At 54.8% G+C, this 20,649-nt stretch carries 17 protein-coding genes; 14 read left to right on the top strand and 3 right to left on the bottom strand.

All coding sequences use genetic code 11. The features are described 5' to 3' along the window. Position 1 precedes the first annotated feature (1 nt). The 13 genes from thiL (at position 2) to rplS (ending at position 15,319) form a co-directional block, all read left to right on the top strand. Positions 2-955, top strand: a complete 954-nt coding sequence (gene thiL / locus OYT1_RS03575; protein WP_062625297.1) for a thiamine-phosphate kinase — start codon at positions 2-4, stop codon at positions 953-955. Continuing rightward, entirely contained in the window at positions 939-1,439 is a 501-nt protein-coding gene (locus tag OYT1_RS03580) for a phosphatidylglycerophosphatase A family protein (protein WP_062625296.1), read from the top strand. The genes thiL and OYT1_RS03580 overlap by 17 nt, the downstream gene beginning before the upstream one ends. A 26-nt stretch (positions 1,440-1,465) precedes the next feature. Beyond that, on the top strand, positions 1,466-1,921 hold the full coding sequence (locus OYT1_RS03585; RefSeq protein WP_062625295.1) for a hypothetical protein: 456 nt from the start codon (positions 1,466-1,468) through the stop codon (positions 1,919-1,921). Positions 1,922-1,928: 7 nt separating this feature from the next. Beyond that, positions 1,929-2,612 (top strand): thermonuclease family protein, encoded by a 684-nt coding sequence (locus tag OYT1_RS03590; RefSeq protein ID WP_062625294.1) that lies wholly within the window; start codon positions 1,929-1,931, stop codon positions 2,610-2,612. A gap of 136 nt (positions 2,613-2,748) precedes the next feature. After that, positions 2,749-3,861 carry an FIST signal transduction protein gene (locus tag OYT1_RS03595; protein WP_062625293.1) on the top strand — a complete coding sequence of 371 codons (1,113 nt, stop codon included), beginning with the start codon at positions 2,749-2,751 and terminating at the stop codon, positions 3,859-3,861. Positions 3,862-3,944: 83 nt separating this feature from the next. Then, the gene (locus OYT1_RS03600) at positions 3,945-7,202 is read left to right on the top strand and encodes a PAS domain S-box protein (RefSeq protein WP_062625292.1); all 3,258 of its coding nucleotides are present in this window, start codon (positions 3,945-3,947) and stop codon (positions 7,200-7,202) included. Continuing rightward, positions 7,199-8,236 carry an HD domain-containing phosphohydrolase gene (locus OYT1_RS03605; RefSeq protein ID WP_062625291.1) on the top strand — a complete coding sequence of 346 codons (1,038 nt, stop codon included), beginning with the start codon at positions 7,199-7,201 and terminating at the stop codon, positions 8,234-8,236. The genes OYT1_RS03600 and OYT1_RS03605 overlap by 4 nt, the downstream gene beginning before the upstream one ends. Continuing rightward, positions 8,223-9,260: a cytochrome-c peroxidase gene (locus OYT1_RS03610; protein WP_232013224.1), complete on the top strand. Its 1,038-nt coding sequence runs from the start codon at positions 8,223-8,225 to the stop codon at positions 9,258-9,260. Before OYT1_RS03605 ends, OYT1_RS03610 begins: the two co-directional genes overlap by 14 nt. Beyond that, entirely contained in the window at positions 9,257-13,327 is a 4,071-nt protein-coding gene (locus OYT1_RS03615; RefSeq protein WP_062625290.1) for a DAHL domain-containing protein, read from the top strand. The genes OYT1_RS03610 and OYT1_RS03615 overlap by 4 nt, the downstream gene beginning before the upstream one ends. Before the next feature lie 88 nt (positions 13,328-13,415). Next, complete coding sequence (gene rpsP / locus OYT1_RS03620; RefSeq protein WP_062625289.1) at positions 13,416-13,670, top strand: 30S ribosomal protein S16; 255 nt, start codon at positions 13,416-13,418, stop codon at positions 13,668-13,670. Positions 13,671-13,683: 13 nt separating this feature from the next. Continuing rightward, a complete protein-coding gene (rimM, locus tag OYT1_RS03625) occupies positions 13,684-14,184 on the top strand; it encodes a ribosome maturation factor RimM (protein ID WP_062625288.1) in 501 nt (166 codons plus the stop codon). Further along, entirely contained in the window at positions 14,181-14,957 is a 777-nt protein-coding gene (gene trmD, locus OYT1_RS03630; protein ID WP_062625287.1) for a tRNA (guanosine(37)-N1)-methyltransferase TrmD, read from the top strand. The genes rimM and trmD overlap by 4 nt, the downstream gene beginning before the upstream one ends. Continuing rightward, positions 14,954-15,319, top strand: a complete 366-nt coding sequence (gene rplS, locus OYT1_RS03635) for a 50S ribosomal protein L19 (protein ID WP_062625286.1) — start codon at positions 14,954-14,956, stop codon at positions 15,317-15,319. The genes trmD and rplS overlap by 4 nt, the downstream gene beginning before the upstream one ends. Positions 15,320-15,348: 29 nt before the next feature. On the opposite strand, the gene OYT1_RS03640 is transcribed toward rplS, so the two are convergent. Then, positions 15,349-15,633, bottom strand: coding sequence for a DUF4287 domain-containing protein (locus OYT1_RS03640; RefSeq protein ID WP_232013225.1), 285 nt, complete (start codon positions 15,631-15,633; stop codon positions 15,349-15,351). A 288-nt stretch (positions 15,634-15,921) separates the two neighbouring features. Next, positions 15,922-17,076, bottom strand: a complete 1,155-nt coding sequence (locus OYT1_RS03645; RefSeq protein WP_119283464.1) for a DUF2971 domain-containing protein — start codon at positions 17,074-17,076, stop codon at positions 15,922-15,924. On the opposite strand from OYT1_RS03645, the gene OYT1_RS03650 reads away from it, so the two are divergent. Beyond that, positions 17,023-18,048, top strand: coding sequence for an IS110 family RNA-guided transposase (locus OYT1_RS03650; protein ID WP_062627780.1), 1,026 nt, complete (start codon positions 17,023-17,025; stop codon positions 18,046-18,048). The genes OYT1_RS03645 and OYT1_RS03650 overlap by 54 nt on opposite strands. Before the next feature lie 636 nt (positions 18,049-18,684). On the opposite strand, the gene OYT1_RS03660 is transcribed toward OYT1_RS03650, so the two are convergent. After that, positions 18,685-20,649: a CHAT domain-containing protein gene (locus OYT1_RS03660; RefSeq protein WP_062626803.1), complete on the bottom strand. Its 1,965-nt coding sequence runs from the start codon at positions 20,647-20,649 to the stop codon at positions 18,685-18,687.

The following is a 20,649-nucleotide window of genomic DNA, read 5'->3' on the forward strand; positions in this document are numbered from 1 at the left end:
CTTGTCCGAATTCAGCCTGATCAGACGTTACTTCACTCGTGCGACACCCGGCGCGGTGTTGGGCGTAGGTGACGATGCTGCACTTTTGCAAGTTTCGGCAGGGCACGTGCTGGCGATCTCGACCGATATGCTGGTGTCCGGCACGCACTTCTTTCCCGATGCCGATCCATTTTTACTGGGACACAAGACACTGGCGGTGAACCTTTCCGATCTTGCCGCGATGGGGGCGAAGCCGCGCTGGGCGACTTTAGCGATCTCGTTGCCGCAGGTCGATGATGTTTGGCTGGAGCGTTTTGCTGCGGGGTTCTTTGCGCTGGCCGAACAGCAAGGCGTGGACTTGGTGGGCGGTGATACTACGCGCGGCCCACTCAATCTTTGTGTCACCATCATGGGTGAAGTGCCGCCAGCGTTGGCATTACGGCGTGACGGCGCCAAGCTCGGTGATGATATTTGGGTGTCTGGCTCGTTGGGCGATGCGGCACTGGCGCTGGCGCACCTGCAAGAGCGTGTCGTGCTGGATGAAGCGGCATTCGCTGCATGTGCAACACGCTTGCACCAGCCGCAGCCGCGCGTCGAACTGGGATTGGTGCTGCGCGGTCTGGCGCATAGCGCCATTGATATCTCGGATGGCTTGCTGGCTGATCTCGGACATATTCTGGAAGCGTCGAAGGTTGGTGCTGAGCTAAGATTTGATGCGCTTCCGGTATCCGAAATCATGTCGCAGTTCAAGGATGCGGCAATGGTGCAGCGTTGCATTCTCGCGGGGGGAGATGACTATGAACTATGCTTTACTGCGCCCGAGTCGTGCAGGGAGGCGTTGAGTCAACTTGCGGCGACTTTGACTTTGCCGTTGACCCGTATCGGAAAAGTCACGTCGAATGCTGGCTGCGTGGTGCGAGATGTACAGGGGAATAATATGACGATGGAGGCTGGCGGTTATGACCACTTCGCATGAGTTGCGCGTGCAACCGAGTTGGAAATTTGTGCTTAGCCATCCTGCGCATTTCCTGTCGTTCGGTTTTGGCAGTGGTCTGTTCCCTAAGTCTCCTGGTACGGCGGGGACGCTAGTCGCATTCCCGCTGTTCGCATGGTTGGCGCCTAGATTCACTGAGGCTGGCTTCATCCTGTTACTGATCTGGCTGTTCGCCATTGGCGTGTGGGCGTGTCAGAAGACCGGGCGTGCACTCGGTGTGGCGGACTATGGCGGCTTGGTGTGGGATGAAATCGTAGCTTTCATGTTGGTGCTGTTCTTCACTCCGTCGGGCTTGATTTGGAATCTGCTCGCCTTCTCGCTGTTCCGCTTCTTCGACATCGTCAAGCCGCAACCTATTCGGCATTTCGACCAGCACTGGCATGGCGGCTTGGGAGTGATGTTCGATGACATTCTTGCAGCGGGCTACACCTTGCTGTGCTTGGCTGTGGTCAAAAGCCTGTTTTGAGTCATTGAATAGAAAGCGAGGCTACCATGCTAGAAACGCTTACCATCCTTACGGTCAGCTTCCTGTTGTTGGCCTACTTTCGGCCGGGAAAAACACCACCTCTGGGTGCGCCTTTGATTGTGAGTCGCGCCCAGTATCGTGCCACGTTTGCTCCCGGACTGAATGTTGTTGAACCGTTCGTAAGCAAATTCGCTGCGATATTCGAAGCAGCAGAGATCAAGCAGGAAATCGTCTTCAAGCCCTTGTATCTCAAGATTACCGATACCTCGTTCAAGGTCAATAAATCTTCAGACTATTTGCTGACGGTGGAGCATAAGGACGGGCATCTCAGCTTCAGTGCTACCACGATGAAGGCGGAGGACTTTCAGCGTTTGTTTGTGCCTGCACCTGAACTGGTCGAGCACTCTCTGCTCATGCAAGCTACTCAAAACCTGATTAGTCAAATGAATATCAAAGCGATCAGGCTGCGTCCTAACTCCTAGTCCTGAGATGCGTAGTCTGAGACTGATCCGGCCTTTTTATATCGTGTTGCTGGGATGTGGTTTTTGCTTCTCGACTGCCCAGGCAGACACATTCACTGCCAAAGTGATTGCCGTGCTTGATGGCGATACCGTGTTGATCGCGAAGTCGGGCAGGCGTCCTCTCAAAGTTCGTCTGGCCGAGATCGACGCGCCAGAAAAGTCACAACCGTTCGGGATGAGGTCACGGCAGGCTTTGGTCGATCAGGTGCTGAATCGCGAGGTGCTCGTCGAAACGGTGGCTACTGACAAATACGGTCGGTGGGTGGCGCAACTTCTGCTCAATGGCCGCAGTGTCAATCAGCAGCAGGTGTCTAGCGGCATGGCTTGGGAGCATTCCTACTTCCATCGCAACAAAGACTACATCACTTTGCAGCGCGAGGCACAGCAAGCTCGACGCGGCTTGTGGTCGCAACTAGCGCCGACTGCGCCTTGGGAGTGGCGCAAGGCGCAGTCGGAAATCGGACGTCTTCCGCCTAAAGCGGAGGGTGGTGCTAATGACTTCACTTGCGGTAGCAAGCATCGATGCATTCAAATGCACTCTTGCGACGAAGCACATTTCTACTTGAGTCATTGCGGCCTGTCCACTTTAGACAAAGACGGTGATGGCATCCCTTGCCCGACACTTTGCCTCCCAGCAAACTTGCATCACTGAGCGCATACTCCACGCATCGAGTAGGCGGTAAATTCTCCGTCTCACGGGCCTAAATATTTTTGGTAACTTGCCGATGGTCAGTGGTGAAGCAGCTGCGCGGGTATATTGGGGCATCTAACCGAAGGAGGGAGTGAACGTGAAAACCAAACAGATTCGATGGTCTAGTAAAAACGGCTGGGAGAAGGGAAATGAACTGGTCGATGCCGATTTGGTATTGGCCTTTGCAGATGATGGGTTTTTTCAGACGGCGGACTGCTACGCACAACTGAACGAGCGCTTCCCACAGGCGCACATCGTCGGCTGCTCATCTTCCGGTAGTGTGCTGGATACGGGTATCAGTGACGACGATGTAGTGGTGACGGCGGTCAAGTTCGAGCAGGGGCGTGTGCGCGTTGCGGTGGCTGATCTGGGTGGCGGGGCTGAAGTCAGTGAGCTGGGTGCTAGTTTGATGGCTGAATTGAAGGCTGACGACCTGAGGCATGTATTCGTCCTGTCTGACGGTATGCAAGTGAATGGTAGCGAACTGGCAAAGGGATTGAATCAGGCTGGAGTTGCGGTGACGGGTGGTTTGGCAGGTGATGGCACGCGTTTCGGCAAAACGTGGGTCATGGCCGATGGGTTGGCTGTGGCGGGGCGTATCGTGGCAGTTGGTTTTTATGGTGAGCTAACGGTCAAGAGTGGTTGTTTCGCTGGGTGGCAAGAGTTTGGTGCTGAACGAGTAGTGACTAAGTCGGTAGGCAATGTGGTGTATGAGATCGACCATCAGCCTGCGCTAGAGTTATATAAGAAGTATCTGGGTGAGCAGGCAGCAGGTTTGCCTGGCACCGGCTTGCGTTTCCCGCTGAGTATTCAGGAGACTAAACAGGAAAAAGCGTTGATCCGCACTTTGCTGGCGGTGGATGAGAGCGCCCATAGCCTGACTTTCGCAGGAGATGTTCCGCAGGGCTATTTGTGCAAACTGATGCGTACCAATCTCGATAGTTTGATTGATAACGCCGGATTGGCCGCTGAAGCAGCACAGCCGACTTCGAGCAACGCCACCGGTCTATGCCTAGTGGTGAGTTGTGTCGGACGTCGCTTGGTGTTGGGGCAGTTGACTGAGGACGAATTGGAGATCGTGCGTGAAAATCTAGGAGAGAATACTGCTATCACCGGATTCTACTCTTACGGTGAATTGGCTCCGTTTAGTGACATCTTGCAGTGCCAGTTGCATAACCAGACCATGACGCTGACCACGATCTACGAATAAGCGTCATCATGACTGAGCCGATAGATTTTAGTCAGGCATCGGCCTCAGCTCGTGAGATGGAGCGAAGAAGGACAGGAAACTCGATGCATCGTTTGTTAAAACGACAGTTGCAGCGGTACTTGGGTAAAGATTTCGAGCCGGATGCTGCGCTGTTGCCATTTCTGGAAGCAATAGGTGGCTACTATCAAGAAATCGAGCAGGAGCGGGTGCTGCTGGAGAACGCGCTGGCAGTCAACTCGGATGAGTTGAATGCGGTGAATGAGCAGTTGCGTACACAGAACGCAGAGTTGACTCGCACGATGCTCAATACCTTGAGTGATGGCGTGTATGCGACTGATCTTCATGGTCACCTCACCTTTATGAATTCGGCGGCTGAACACATTCTTGGCTATTCAGAGCATGAATTGATCGGTCGAAACATTCATGGAGTCATCCATCATCGCCATCCTGATGGCGGCGAGTTTCTGGCGGAGCGCTGTCCTTTGCTTAGCGTCTATCGAGACGGTGCATCGGTGGAAGGGGAGAGCCATTTTATCGATAGAGATGGGCGTTTCGTGCCGGTCTCGTATCGTTCGCGCCCGCTGGTGCAGGATGCTGCTGTCGTCGGCTCGTTGGTGTCATTCCAAGACATTACCCTGCAGCAGGCATCAGAAGCCAAGATCCGTTTGCAGCAAGCTGCACTGGATAGCGCGGCCAATATGATTGTCATCTCCAGTGTCGGCGGCATCATCGAGTATGTCAATCCATCCTTCTGTGCCATCACCGGCTATCGCGCCGATGAGATGGTTGGTCAGCATACCCGTATCTTGAGTTCTGGACTTCAGGATAGGGAGTTCTATCAAACCTTGTGGCGAACCATCCTGTCCGGCAGGGTGTGGGAGAATGAGCTGATCAACCGGCGTAAGAATGGTGAGTTGTACACTGAACAGATGACCATCACGCCAATCAAGACTGATGGCGAGGTTTCTCATTTTGTGGCAATCAAGCGTGACATCACCGAAGAGTCACAGATCCGCACTCGCCTCAAACTGGTGTCGATGGCGGTGGATAGCATCAATCAGGGCATCATCATCACCAGCGCACCTTCGCCGGATCGTGTACCTACCATTGAGCACGTCAATGATGGCTTCACTCGGATGACTGGGTATCGCGCTGAGGAATTGATCGGTCGGCCCACGCGTGATTTGTTGTCCGGCGAGCGTACCGATGTCGGCAAGTTAGAGGCGCTACGTGCCGCCATGCGGCAGGGCGAGGACTTCACGATTGAGGTCGTCTATTACCGTAGGGATGGCTCGGCTTTTGATGTTGAGCTACAGGCAGCTCCGGTGCGTGATAACGAGGGTGTGCTGACTCATTATATCGGCGTGTATAGCGACATCAGTGTGCGGCGTCAGGCCGAAGCTGCCTTGCGTGAGGCGCACGATCAGGCGCTGACCGCTTCGCGGATGAAGTCCGAGTTTCTTTCCACCATGAGCCATGAGATTCGCACCCCGATGAATGGAGTCATCGGTATGACAGATCTCTTGCTCGACACTCCGCTGGACTCCGAGCAGAAAGAGTTTGCTGGGGCTGTGCGCGACTCGGCACAAGCTCTGCTGACCATCATCAACGACATCCTTGATTTCTCCAAGGTCGAGGCGGGGAAGATGGAGATCGAAGTGACTGATTTCTCGCCGGTCCGTTTGGTCGAAGGTGTGGCTGAGTTGCTGGCGGTCAAGGCGCGCGAAAAGAAGATTTCGCTGATGACTTTCATCGAGCCTTCCCTTGCGCCTATGCTGCGTGGCGATCCGACCCGCTTGCGGCAAGTGCTGCTCAATCTATTGAGTAATGCGGTGAAATTCACCGATAAGGGTGAGGTGGTGATGTGCGCCGTGCGTGACGAAGCCACGGGCATGGTGCGCTTCCAGATACGCGACAGTGGTATCGGCATGTCGCCCGAGATACAGGCGCGCCTATTCCAATCGTTCACTCAGGCCGATAGCTCCACTACGCGCAAATATGGTGGCACGGGGTTGGGTTTAGCTATCTCCAAGCAGTTGGTCGAATTGATGGGAGGGCGCATCGGTGTCACTAGCGCTGAAGGCGAAGGCTCGACGTTCTGGTTCACGCTGCCATATCAGTCATCGGATGCGCCCATGCCAGAAATCATGTCGCACCGCGAGCTGAGTAATCTGCGAGTGTTGGTGGTGGACGATCAGCACACCGACCGCGAGATACTTTCGCGTTACATCCGTTCCTGGGGTATGAGTTGCGATGCGGCAGCGAGCGGGCGTGAAGGCATAGAGTTGATGCAGCAGGCGCAGGTCGATGGTTGTCAATACGACATCGCTATTCTCGATTACGCCATGCCCGGTATGGATGGCATCGAGATGGGGAGGGCATTGCAGGCTAATCCAGCATTCAGCCAGACGCGGCTGGTGATGCTGACCGGCTACGACCAGCGCCATCTGTTCGAGGAGGCCAAGCTGGCGGGATTCTCCGTGTGCATGACTAAGCCAGTGCGTCAGTCCGAACTACACGACGCACTGGCGCAAGAAGTGAATGGCCATCTTGTCGAGGCAACAGTGCCCAAGACGCGCGAGGAAGTTGCACCTCTAGCGGATGTCGCAGCATCGGAGGTTGAGCGCAAGATCATTCTGCTGGTCGAGGATAATCCGGTGAATCAGCGTTTGGCGCAGCATCATCTTGCCAAAATGGGCTACACCGTACACACCGTGAACAACGGGGCGGAAGGAGTGGAGGCTGCCAAGACAGTACCTTACTCGGTGATCTTGATGGATTGCCAGATGCCGGTGATGGATGGTTTTGAGGCGACACGGGCAATTCGTATCGCAGAGCAAGGTGAGAGTCGTCGTCCCATCATCGCTATGACTGCCAATGCCATGCAGGGTGATCGTGAGCGCTGTTTAGATGCAGGCATGGACGACTACATCAGCAAACCGATCAATCCGCAGCGAGTGAGCGAGGTATTGGCGCGGTGGATGTCGCCTCGTGAAGAGTCCGAGCATCTTGATCTGAAAAATTTGGAAGATTTGTTCGGCGATAAGGCTGCCACGTGTGAGCTGCTGGAAGTGTTTCATAGCTCGACGGCTGACATATTACGGCGACTGCCGATGGCTATTGCCCAACAGCAGGCTGAGTCGGTTCGATCCATGGCACATGAGGTCAGGGGGACGTGCGGCAATCTAGGTTTGCGGCGAATGGCGGAAGTGGCTGGAGCGATTGAGGCCGATGCACCTAAAGCTCAGTGGGATTCTGCCGCTAATGCCGCAGACAAGTTACAGCGCTTGTTTGCTAGCGTGGAACAAGACATCGTGCAATTTCGGGGAAACTCGCCATGAAAGTATTGATTGTTGACGACACCCCCATCAACCTGCTGCTGTTGAAATCGTTGGTGGCGAAGATTGAGGGCTGTGAGCCATTGACCTATGAGGATCCCGCTAAAGCCTTGGCGTGGTGCGCAGAGCATGAGCCGGACTTGGTGTTGCTGGACTACATGATGCCGAATATAAGCGGCTTGGAATTTCTGCCGCGCTTCCGTGCTTTGCCCGGTTGCAGCGAGGTTCCCGTATTGATGGTGACGGCGGATCACGAGGCGGAGGTACGTTATCGTGCATTAGATGCCGGGGCGAATGATTTTTTGACTAAGCCGGTCGATCGTATTGAATTTCTTGCACGAGCTAAGAATATGCTGGCGTTGCGCACTAGCCACAAGCAGCTAGCTAATCGCGCTGAGTGGCTTGCAGACGAGGTGCGGAAGGCGACTGCCGAAATCGTCAGGCGCGAACGCGAAACCATTTTCTGTTTGTCGCGTGCGGCAGAGTATCGGGATCCCGAAACCGGCGCACACATTGTGCGTATGGCGCACTACTCGCGCATCATCGGGCGTAATCTGAACTTGCCTGAGGCAGAGCTGGACATGTTGTTTGACGCTGCGCCCATGCACGATATCGGCAAGGTCGGTACGCCGGACAATATTCTGCTCAAGCCGGGCAGATTGGATGATGCTGAATTCGAGATCATGAAGCGGCACGCCACCATCGGTTACGAGATACTCCACGCTAGTGACTCCCCGCTGATGCAGGTGGCCGCTGTGATCGCGGGTTCGCACCACGAAAAATTCGATGGCTCGGGCTATCCCGCCAAGCTGTCTGGCGAAAATATCCCCCTGTTCGGGCGCATCGTGGCGGTGGCTGATGTGTTCGATGCCTTGACTTCGGAGCGCCCCTATAAGCGTGCTTGGAAAGTGGACGAGGCGGTGGCTTTCTTGCGCGAATGGAACGGGCGGCATTTCGACCCACGCTGTATTGATGCTTTCTTCAAGGGCTGGGATGACGTGCTAGCGATCAAGGAACAGTTCCGTGACGAAGAGTAAAATCAGTCTCAAAAATATCCTGTTGGGAGCTCTGCTTGGGGTGCTGGTGTTGGTGGTCAGCTTCAGCTGGCAACTCTACCGTACACAGCTTGCATTAAATGCTGGGGCTCCTCTTGATCCTTATGCGATCACGGTCAGTCTAGGCTACACCCAACCTTTGCCCCGTGAAATAAAGCTGGATGCGGACAAGGTGTTGCTGGGGCGTAAATTGTTCAATGACCCGCGTTTGTCGGCTGATAACTCAATCTCATGCGCATCTTGCCATTCCTTAGATAAAGGGGGGGCGGATGGACGCGTACACGCCATCGGCATCAATGGGGCAGAAGGTGTCATCAATACGCCGACGGTGCTGAATAGCGGCTTCAATTTTGCCCAGTTTTGGGATGGGCGTGCCGCTACTCTGGAAGAGCAGATTGAGGGGCCCATCAATAACCCCAAGGAGATGGGTTCGAATTGGGGGCAGATAACGGACAAGCTCAAGCAGGATAGCGATTACCGCAGTGCTTTCTCTAAACTCTATCGCGCGGATATCTCGGCCGAAAACATTAAGGATGCTATCGCTACCTTCGAGCGCTCACTGGTTACCCCAGACTCGCCGTTTGATCGCTATCTGCAAGGAGATAACTCCGCTATGTCTGAGCAGGCCCAGCGCGGTTACGAGTTATTTCAATCTTATGGCTGCATCGCCTGTCACCAAGGAGTGAATCTCGGCGGCAATATGTTCGAGAAGATGGGATTGATGGGCGATTATTTTGAGGCTAGAGGAAATCTGACCGAAGCTGACCTAGGGCGATTCAACGTCACTCACAAAGAAGAGGCTCGATATGAGTTCAAAGTGCCTGGTTTGCGGAATGTGGCGTTGACTGCGCCGTATTTCCATGACGGTAGTGTGGCTACCTTGCCTGATGCGGTGGCGGTGATGGTCAGATATCAGTTGGGGCGTACCATGCCACAGCAGGATCTGGATGACATCGTGCAGTTCCTGAACTCGCTGACAGGCGAACTGGGAGGGCAGGCCCAATGAAACGATGGATCGCGCTGTGGAAAGAACTGTCTGGGCATTGGGTGACGCTGGGTGCTGGTTCGCCAGATCGCTGGTTGGCTGCACTCGGAGCGGTGTTGTTGTTGACGTTCCTGTATGTCAAATCGACAGCTGTGGATGCGGATGCGCACGTGGACGTTACCAACCAATTGCGTTTGTTGCGGCAACTGGATGGTACGCTTAACCAGTACGTGTTGCAGGCGCGTCTGGGGTTGCTCAATAACTACGATCCTATCGTTGCTACTGAGCGAGAAATGGCGGACGTCATTTTGACCTTGCAGAAAAAGTATCCAGCGCTGTTTGATCTGCGACAAGGGAAATTGGCGAGCAGTTTTGCAGCTTACGATCGGTCGCGGCAAGCGAAGTTGATATTGATCGAATCGTTCAAGTCGCACAACTCGGTGCTGCGCAACTCGTTGCGTTATATCCCGTTGGCTGTGAGCCAGCTGTTAGGGCAAGGTGGCTTCCAAGATGGTGACCGATTAGAAATTCTGATTGAGTCTTTACAACGTGACTTATTGATTTATAACTTCACGCCGACTGCGATTGTTCATGCTGCTATCGTTAAGAGTCTTGAGGATATTGCTGCATTTCCAGAAAATGAAGTCGTACATGCACGACGCGCTGATCTGGATGCGCTCCTTAATCATGCGGCCATCGTGGTCGGCTTGAAAGACGAAGTAGATGCTTATACGTCGCAGTTGTTGGCCACTACCACCGTGGTGCAAGGTGACAATCTTTACAATCTTTACAACCAGCACTTCGAGGAAGCACAGCTCAGCGCCGATCTGTATCGGATGCTGTTGACACTGTTTTCTGTCTCCGTTTTAGGTTATGCCGCTGTGTCATTGTTGCGGCTGAATAATGCTCGCAACGAATTGAACGCTACGCTCTCTGAGTTGGAGTTTCAAAAATACGCATTGGATCAGCACTCCATCGTCAGTGTTGCTGATCGCAATGGACTGATTACATATGCCAATCAAAAGTTTAGCGAAGTCAGTCAATACCCCTTAGCGGAGCTTGTTGGAAAAGATCATCGCGTACTCAATTCTGGCTTCCATTCCAAGGAATTTTTCCGTGAAATGTGGAGCACCATCAGCCAAGGAAAGGTGTGGCACGGCGAAGTGCGAAATCGGCGTAAAGATGGTGGCTTTTACTGGGTGGAATCCACTATCGTGCCATTTATGGACGAGGGTGGTCGGCCATTGCGTTATGTTTCTATTCGCTCTGACATCACCAAGCGTAAGTCCAGCGAGATGTTCGTGCGTCAGGCCACCGAGCGCCTAAATTTGGCGCTGGACGGTTCTAATTTGGCATTGTGGGATTGGAACGTCGGTACGGGCGAAGTCTATTTGAGTGAGCGATGGTCGGAAATGCTTGGGGGCGTAAAGAGTCATACCAATACCTCAATCGATGCGCTGAATGCGCTGACTCATCCAGATGATCAGCCGATGATTATGGGGCGCGTCGTCACTTTGCTGAAAGGTGAGATCGCGTTCTATGAAGCGATCCATCGAGTGCGTGCCGTGGATGGGCGTTGGCTCTGGGTGCAGAGTCATGGCAAAGTGGTGGAGCGCGATGACCTCGGTCATGCCCTGCGCGTCGTTGGTACCAATGCTGACGTGACGGAGCGCCAGCAGGCCGAAGAGGAGTTGCGTCTTGCCAAGGAGCGTGCGGAGCGCGCTAGTATCGAGCGCAAAGAGAGTGAGCAGCGCTTGAGTTACGCCATGATGGCGACCGGCGAAGGCTTGTGGGACTGGGATTTGCGTACCAATATGGTCAAGCACAATCGCCGTTGGTGCGAGATGCTTGGATTGGGCGAGCAGTATCTAGAGCACCCATTGGCGGACTTTGAATCTCTACTGCACGAGGACTATAAAGAGGTCGCGATGGAGGCGATCCAATATTGTCTAGAAGGACATGGGGGGTACGAGAGCGAATATCAAATGCGTCGCACCGATGGTTCGGTGATCTGGGTACTGGATCGAGGCGATGTGGTTGAGCGTGACGATGAAGGTCATCCGCAGCGTATGGTGGGCAGCTTGTCCGACATCACTCGTCGTAAAGAGGCTGAAGCAGCGATGCGTCAGGCCAAAGAAGATGCGGAGAACGCCAGCCGAGTGAAGAGCGATTTCTTGGCAAATATGAGTCACGAGATTCGTACACCGATGAACGGCATCATCGGTATGAGCGAACTGGCGTTGGATACCGATCTAAACGCTGAGCAGCGTGAATACATCGGGCTGGTCAAGAGTTCGGCGGACTCATTGCTGGGTATTATTAACGACATCCTTGATTTCTCGAAGATCGAGGCTGGGCAAATGACCATTGAGAAGATCGACTTCTCGCTTGAACACACGCTGGCACAGACCATGAAAACCGTGGCATTCCGTGCTCACGAAAAAGGCTTGGAGCTGTTGCTACACATTGCCCCGGATCTGCCGGATTGGTTGGTCGGTGATCCTGGACGTTTACGTCAGATATTGCTTAATTTGATCAGCAATGCGGTCAAATTCACCGAGCAAGGTGAAATCGAGGTTTCCGTGAGGCGGTCTCTGGTCGCGGCAGCTAGCGAAGGGATTACGCTGCATTTCAGCGTGCGCGACACCGGCATCGGCATACCTGTTGACAAGCAAGGCATGATTTTCGACTCATTCTCGCAGGCCGACACTTCGACTACGCGCAAATACGGCGGCACGGGCTTGGGATTGAGCATCACCAAGCGGCTAGCCAATCTGATGGATGGCAATATTTGGGTGGAAAGTGTGCCGGGGCAGGGCAGCATCTTCAATGTTACCGCGCACTTTGGTTTGGCCGAGGGCGAGCAGCCCGCGTTCAGTGTGGGCGACGTCAAACTGAGGGGAATGCCTGCACTGGTGGTCGATGACAATCCCACCAACCGTTTCCTGCTAGATGAGATGTTGCAGAGCTGGGGAATGGCTCCCTTTGTCGTTGAAGATGGCCCGCAAGCGCTGGATGAGTTGGCTAGGGCGGCAGGCGCAGGGACGCCTTACGCACTGGTGTTGCTTGATGTGCGGATGCCAGGCATGGACGGTTTTGCCGTTGCGGAATATATCTATCGGCATCCAGAATATGCACGTTCCACCATCATGATGCTGACATCGGAAGGGCAGCGGGGCGATGCACTGCGTTGCAAAGAAATCGGTATCGCCAGCTATCTGACCAAGCCGATCACGCAGTCGGACCTGTTCGATGCCATCATGACGACGCTGGGCATGGGGGCAGAAAAGATCACGCCTTTAGTGACGGTGCACTCCTTGCGTGAAGCTCGCCGCAGCTTGAAGCTGCTACTTGCCGAAGATAATCCTGTCAACCAGACCCTCGGCGTGCGCTTGCTGAGCAAGTTTGGCCATGAGGTAACGGTTGCTAATAATGGTTTGCAAGCTGTAGTGAAGTGGCAAGAGGGCGGCTACGATGCCATTCTGATGGACGTGGATATGCCAGAGATGAATGGCTACGATGCTACGGCGGCCATTCGTATTCAAGAGCAGGGAGGCGCGCTCCATACGCCGATTATTGCGATGACTGCCCATGCGATGGAGGGCAGTCGTGAGCGCTGCTTGGAGGCCGGGATGGATGGCTATCTGTCCAAACCGATCGATACCGAAGCGTTGTGGTTGGAGTTGGAGCGAGTGGGTATGGCCGTGGCCAGGGAAGCTGCTCCTGTCGTGGTCAAACACGTCGAGGCGGTGCCGAGCAAGGCGCTGGTGATGGATTTCGATAAAGCCTTCGCGCAGATGGATCAAAGTCAGGAGTTGTTCGACGAGATCGTCAGCATGTTCTTGGAGGACTATCCGCAGCATATTGAAAATCTGCATGCAGCCATCGCGGCAGGGAATAGCGAGCAGATCAAATACAGCGGACACTCGCTTAAAGGCATGGTGGCGGTGTTCGCCGCACAGCGTTGCGCGCATCTGGCGGAGCAGGTCGAGCGTTTAGCGCGAGAGCCGGCCTGTGTTGAAGCGGTCGAACAATTGGAGCAGGAATTGCTGGCTTTGGCACAAGCACTTAAAACGCACACCACCTAACCCCAAGCGCTTGCCACAGCGGAAGAAGTTGCGTAGAATTCGCGCCCTTTGGCATTGGGCTAAAAAATAATTTCAGGTAGATTTGACTATGGTCGTTATTCGTCTTTCTCGCGGTGGTTCTAAGAACCGTCCTTTCTACAATGTGGTCGTTGCTGATTCGCGCAATCGTCGCGATGGTCGCTTCATCGAGCGCGTTGGTTTCTACAACCCGATCGCTAAGGAAGGCCACGAAGGCGTGCGTCTGCAAATGGATCGCGTGACTTTCTGGCAAGACAAGGGCGCGCAGTTGTCCGACGCCGTTGCTAAGCTGGTCAAGAACAATCCAGTCGTTGCAGCAGCCTAAGGAAACAAGCCCCATGGTCGTCATGGGGAAGGTGGTCGCAGCGCACGGCATTCTGGGGTGGGTCAAGGTGCAGACCTTTACCGAATACCTTGATAGCTTGGATGCCTACGATCACTGGTGGCTGGGTAACGAGCGCCAACCTTGGCGTGAGGTAGAGCTGGCAGAGTGTACGGTGCATGGCAAGATTCTGGTCGCCAGACTGACCGGATGCACGGATCGCAATGCCGCCGAGAAGCTCAAGGGCTTGCTGGTGGCCGTGCCGCGCGGCGACTTGCCTGAAGCTGAAGGTGACGAGGTCTATTGGTCTGACCTGATCGGCTGCAAGGTGCAAAACCTCGCCGAAGAGGTGCTAGGCACAGTAGAAACGCTGCTGGAAACTGGTGCTAACGACGTGCTGGTGGTGAAGCGCGAAGCTGGCGAGCTGCTGATTCCGTACATCAAGCAGGTGGTGCATCAGGTGGACGTGCCGAACAAGACCATCACGGTGGATTGGCAGGCGGATTACCTCGCATGAGGTTCGATGTCGTCACGCTGTTCCCCGAGATGTTCGCAGCGATCACTCAGTATGGTGTGACTCGGCGAGCGGTGGAGCAGGGCAGGTTTCAGTTGCAGGCGTGGAATCCACGTGACTACACCAGCGACAATTACCGCACCATCGACGACCGTCCCTACGGTGGCGGGCCGGGCATGGTGATGTTGGCAGAGCCGCTAGCGCAGGCGATCACCGCTGCCAAAGCAGCACAAGCGGCAGCGGGCGTAGCCAAGAGCCGAGTGATCTATCTTTCGCCACAAGGTCGCCAGTTGAGCGACGCCGTGGTGAAGGAATTGCTGGCGCGGGATGAAGGGTTGATCTTGCTGGCGGGGCGGTACGAAGGCGTGGATGAACGCTTGCTCCGGCAGCAGGTGGATGAAGAGCTTTCCATCGGTGACTATGTCTTGTCCGGTGGTGAGTTGGCGGCAATGGTGGTGGTGGACAGCGTGGTGCGACAGATCCCCGGCGTATTGGGCGACGACGCATCTGCAGAGCAGGATTCCTTTGTGAAAGGACTGCTGGATTGTCCGCACTACACGCGCCCCGAGGTTTATAACGGCGAGGAAGTTCCGGCGGTATTGATGTCTGGACACCACGCCGAGATAGAGAAGTGGCGACTGAAGCAGGCGTTAGGTAGAACTGCAGAACGTCGTCCAGATTTGCTGGCAGCACGCCAGTTAACAAAACAGGAAGCTCGGCTACTGGCAGAGTACCAGCAGGAACAAGCATCCGTACAACAAGAGGTAACAAAATGAATCTGATCGCAATCCTAGAGCAAGAAGAAATCGCTCGCTTGGGCAAGACCATCCCCAACTTCGCACCTGGCGACACCGTAGTCGTTGGCGTGAACGTGGTTGAAGGCACCCGCAAGCGCGTACAGGCTTACGAAGGCGTAGTCATCGCCAAGCGTAACAAGGGTCTGAACTCTTCTTTCATCGTCCGTAAAGTATCGTCCGGCGAAGGCGTCGAGCGTACATTCCAGACTTACTCCCCAGCAATCGCCAGCATCGAAGTGAAGCGTCGCGGTGACGTCCGTCGCGCCAAGCTGTACTACCTGCGCGAGCGTTCCGGCAAGTCTGCACGTATCAAAGAAAAGCTGGCAGTTCGCGGCGCATAATCGCGCAGCACTGGCAAAAGAACGGGAGGCTACGGCCTCCCGTTTTTTATGGATTGAAGCTTGATGGTTTGCAGGACAGCGAGCTGATCCTCCCGCAATTCAACTAGCCGCTTGATTGCGAAAATGAGCCACAAGCGCATTTGCGTGGCCGTGGCTATGTTGTGTTCACGCTTAAGCCAATCAACCATCTCCATATGCTTGAGGCCTTGCTGCTGCTTCAAAAGATCAAACCAATGGTTTACAGGGAAACCGTACTTTTTCTCGATTGAAGGAAAGTAAGACGCTGGGCCTTTTACCTGATCGCTTTCAGACATACTCACTCCTTATGGATGCAACTCATCGCTATAACACTCCACGCTCAATCGCTTGAAGGTAAATACAATCAGAAGACTTTACCCCGGCTTTTTTCTGATCTCTACTAACAGCAAAGTGCATGGCTTGCGGCTTTCTGAAAGGACACCGTGGAGACATCGACGGGTTGCCTTTTGACGCGCAACTACAAAGGTAAGCCGCACCGGAGTGCGAAGCACGGAGGGAACCAATCAGCGCAGCCGGTTGGTGTCGGCTTGACCGAAACGTTAGGCAACTTCGCTGAAAAGACATCATGTGGCTCTGAATGGTATTTCTGACGAAACCACTCGCTCGGCAAGTTCAGTTTGTCCAATATTTCTCAACATTTGCCTGAGTGAGTTTGCTGCCAATGCGCTTGATACAGAGGGCCCTAAAATTATCCTATCAACAATTTTAGCCAAAGATAGGTCATCTGCCAGAAGCTCGGGCACTGGCTTTATGGGAAGCTTTAGTTTTGGCTCAATGCCTTTCTTGGTGGCGAGATGGCTGAAAAATCCTTTGAATTTTTTCTCTTTATCGCGATCACTCATGTAAACGACACGCCACTCTCTTTCTTCATGAAAGCCGTGGTGTTTGGTGAAGAGAGCAAATGACGTCAAACGATGTAACCATGCCAAGGCAGCTTGATAATAGTCACTATCGACTCTCGCGTGCTCCTGAATTACTTTGGCGAGATCCGATAACTTTTTACTTATCAATTCCTGCCGCTCAGCCTTTGATCCATAGCGAACTTTTCCTATTATCAGCGGCGATTCTGGTCTTGAATCAATTTTCGATGTATCAATAACTAGCGCCGCACCAGCACCCGCGTCGCCGTACCCCCGCCACATAGAAAGCAACCCATCATCATCCTCGCGATGATGCTCCGAGAAACAAAGGATGTAAGTATTTAAGACATGCTGGGAATCAAAGGCATTAAACAGATCGCTGAAGCTCTGTATTAGTAATTTGTAATTCTTTTCACTTTGACAGGCGTCGCGGATCGCTTCACTTTTGTGCAACTCATTTGCACCTTCATTCATGCCAAATTGGAGTTCCTCAAGATCGTTCATGAAGAGCGGGTTTGAAAACCAGAGTTGCTCCTTTGTGACGATTTGCTCAAATGTTTGAATCGATGTGTAGTGCGCGAGTAATGGGCGCGCCGATGGGAAGTTGGACTCCTCTTCGAAGTTCTCCCAAAGTTTTGCCGACACCGTATCAAAAAAGGTGGAAGTGCTCATTATTGAAGAGTTGCCTAACGAATGAAAGGGACTTCCCCGTCCCGAAGGAGCGGTGAAGTTACCGCGAACGGCATCAAAAGTGCCAAGATGGAAATGGACGTTTTCATCTAAACCGAACAGGAGGGGAAAGTCATGAGCATTATCACGATTGGGATCGATCTTGCCAAGAATGTTTTTGCAGTTCATGGCGTTAATGAGGCTGGACGAGCCGAGTTGGTCAAGCCGAAGGTGTCGCGAGATCAGTTGTTGCCACTGATTGCCCAGTTGCCGCCATGCGTGATCGGCATGGAAGCCTGCACGGGCGCGCATCACTGGGCGCGGCAGTTCCGGCAGTTTGGTCACACCGTGCGGCTGATTGCGCCGAAGTTCGTCACGCCGTACCGGATGAGCGGGAAGCGCGGCAAGAATGATGCGGCGGATGCTGCCGCCATCTGCGAAGCCGTCACCCGCCCACAGATGCGATTTGTGCCGATCAAGGACGAACACCAGCAAGCCACCCTTACCCTGCACCGCACCCGGCAGGGGTTCGTCGAAGAACGGACCGCGTTGTACAACCGGATACGCGGATTGATTGCCGAGTTCGGCATCATCCTGCCGCAAAAGGTCGAACGCCTGCGGCGAGAGATCGGTGCACATCTGGAAGACCTACCAAGCTGGGCCAACCGCTGTGTGGGCGACATGCTTGAGCACGCCGACCGGCTGGACGAACGCATCCACGAATACGACCGCGCCATGGCCGAATCGGCACGCGCAGACGACCGCTGCCGCCGCCTGATGCAACTGCCGGGCATCGGCCCGACCAGCGCCACTGCACTTGTCGCCAGCATCGGTCACGGCCACGACTTCAAGCATGGCCGCCAGTTGGCGGCTTGGCTCGGTCTGGTTCCCGGCCAATACAGCAGCGGCGGCAAAGCTAGGCTCGGACGCATCACCAAAGCCGGCGACGGCTACCTGCGAAGTTTACTGGTGCTGGGTGCGCGCGCCGTGCTCAACAGCCTCGGAGACAAACAAGATCGCCACAGTCGCTGGGCCAGAGCCCTCGTCGAGCGACGTGGCTACTGGCGCGCCACCATTGCCATCGCCGCCAAGAATGCCCGACTGTGCTGGGCGGTGCTGACCTACGGCGAAGCGTTCCGGCTCACCGCCGATGCAGCCTGAACGGCCAGCAAAAACCGACTATAGCAAAGGGAGGAAACGAATCACGGCAGGACGAACGTCGATGATGTGAGCGGGTTGGACCCGCGCGGGGTGAACCTGATCAATTTACAGGGGAGATACACAAACCCGGCTAACGAATGAGGCCCCCGCGCGCGTCTTTCATCAGGGTCCGAGCAATAGGCTCAACATGACCGGTTGTAGTTTGGCAGTCCTTCACCACCTCGCATCGGCAACGAAAGTCAGCAAACGTGATCAAGAGAACAGTAGAGACAAAAACCTAAAGACCAACCGGTCAGTTGCAATGACGGGGAAGCCCTTGTAGTTAAGTGGACACCCTAAAAATGCCTCGAAAGGCACCTTTGGGGTGTGTATTCTGGCATCCTTGATGTAGTCCTTGTTTTTATTGAAGGGGGAATTATGGCAACCCCTAATTTCTTAGATAAAAGCACCACTTTCAAATCCCCCAAGTTGCTCGATCAAGTCCGCGATAAGTTGCGGGTGAAACATTACAGCATCCGCACCTAGCAAACCTATGTGGACTGGATTAAACGATATATTCACTTCCACGACAAGACCAGCCCAATAGCTTCGAGGGGGCTGGGGGAAGTTAGTCAATCAGCGGTGCCTCTGCCCACGTTATCGCAACCCGGCCATCGCATTCTCGACCTCACTTGCCCAAATCTCATTGTTCTTGGAATACCGATATCGGCTAAGTTGTTGCAGTAGGGCTTTTTTGTGTTTGGGTTCTTTGTGCGCTTGCCGCTTGATTTGCTTGATGTAGTTATCGATATTTGCGCGCACCTTGGCTGGGTCGCTGGACGGGTCGTAATAGCAGCCGAGCAGGTTGAGTTCGACCATGTCGGTGAGGGCGAAGGGGCCGCGTGCTGTGTTGGCTTCGCACAGCGCCATGCGGCTGGCGATGAACCACCAGTCTTGGGCGGGGATGCCAAACGGCAGGCGAATGGGCGCCTCATCGGCGGCGAACAAGGCGTTCATGAACAGGTACTGGGTGATCGGCCAAGTCGAGGAAGCATCGGCTTCTATGGCTAGACAATAGTAGTCGCGACCATTCTTGAAGGCGCATTGTGCATTTTCTTGAAGGGAGTGCTTTGCCTGTGCGTCATCTTCATTTTCGCTGGCTATCCGATAAGCAACGCCTAAGCGTTTTTCGCTTGCACCACCCATACATAGACGCATGGCGCTCGCAGGTTTTAGGCGCTGTGCTGGGTCGTCGGTGTCGCTGTTGCACCAGAGGGAGAGAAGGGTGCGGGTGTCTTGGCTGATAGTTGCGAGTTCGGTCAGCGCAGCGGGGGGCGGGTCGGCGTTCTGGTTGCCGCCAAATAGATCGTCCAGTCTGGCGAGTTTGACTGAGATTCGGTTGCGCATCTGCTCATCGCGGAACAGCGTAAGCTGGCTGTCAAAGTCGGGCGGCAGGGTGGCGTAGGCGACGATGCTGGCCCAGTCGTGGGTGTTGGGGCAATCGGTGCGCAAGCGTCGGCGCAGGTCGTAAAGCACGGAGCGCGGGTCTTCACCGGCCAACAAGCCGCTGAATAGTTCGCTCACGGCCAGCGTAGAGGCTTTCATCCACAGCGGGAATTGCGAGGCGATGACCCAAGGAATGCCTGCTGTATGCAGATCGTGGGCGATGCTGCCGCCGGGTGTGATGACGGAGCCGATGTTGCCGGAATCGCAAGTGGCCAATGAAACCAGCGTGGGCGCGTCTTGGGGGCTGCCTGCGGAACTTTTGCCGGTGAGCGCGATGGCCAGACTTTCGCCATCGACCACTTCCCATGTCGAAATATCATCATGGCGGCTCAGGGCGAGGCCGAAGTGCCGGTCGCCCGCGCTGTTGAACGGTGCGCCATGCCCAAGGATGTGAACGTGGGTAAAGCTTTCGCGGTTGCACAGGTCGCGTATGGCTTGCAGGCTGGCATCGGGCAGTACGGTCAGCAGCTTTTTCACTTCCCTAAAGCGGCGCTCGTCATCATCCTTGATCATCACCCACGGGTCGATAGCGTCGCGTATTGCCCTGAGATGCGCTTCGGCAGGCACGGGAGCGAGTCCCGGCGGTGAGGCGAAGGCGAACAAGATCTTGGGTGTGCGATTCCAGTTGAGCGGCAGCGGGAAGCCACGGCGTATCTCGCGGGTGAGGGTGATCGGCGTATGCGATTGCAGGAACAGCGGCGAGCCGTTGCCGGGGAATCCGGCGGGCGAGAGAGCCGCCTCGAACGGCACCATACCTAGCTCGCTGGCCGAGATGGACAGACGCAAGTGCGCGAGCTTTCTGCCGGTGCAGCGCACTCGGTTTAGTTCGGCGAGCAAGGTGGGGATGTCGCCCAGCACCTTGCCCAAGATGTCGCCCATCTCATGTAGCTCCGCTTGCCGCTGGGCGATCTGTGCTTCCGAGGCAGCTCCGGTTTCGAGTTCGTAGCGTAAGCGCTGGATGCGCGTTAGCAGTTGCTGGTGCTCGAACGGGATATGTACGCTGACGGGGCTGCCGCCGCCGCACAGCGCGACATACGTGGTGAGTGGCGAGAGTAGCTGGTTGTGCGCGGGGCCTGGGCGCACCAGTTCGAGTACGACATCTTGAATGGTCTTCAT

Source organism: Ferriphaselus amnicola, assembly GCF_000974685.2.
Lineage (GTDB): Bacteria > Pseudomonadota > Gammaproteobacteria > Burkholderiales > Gallionellaceae > Ferriphaselus > Ferriphaselus amnicola.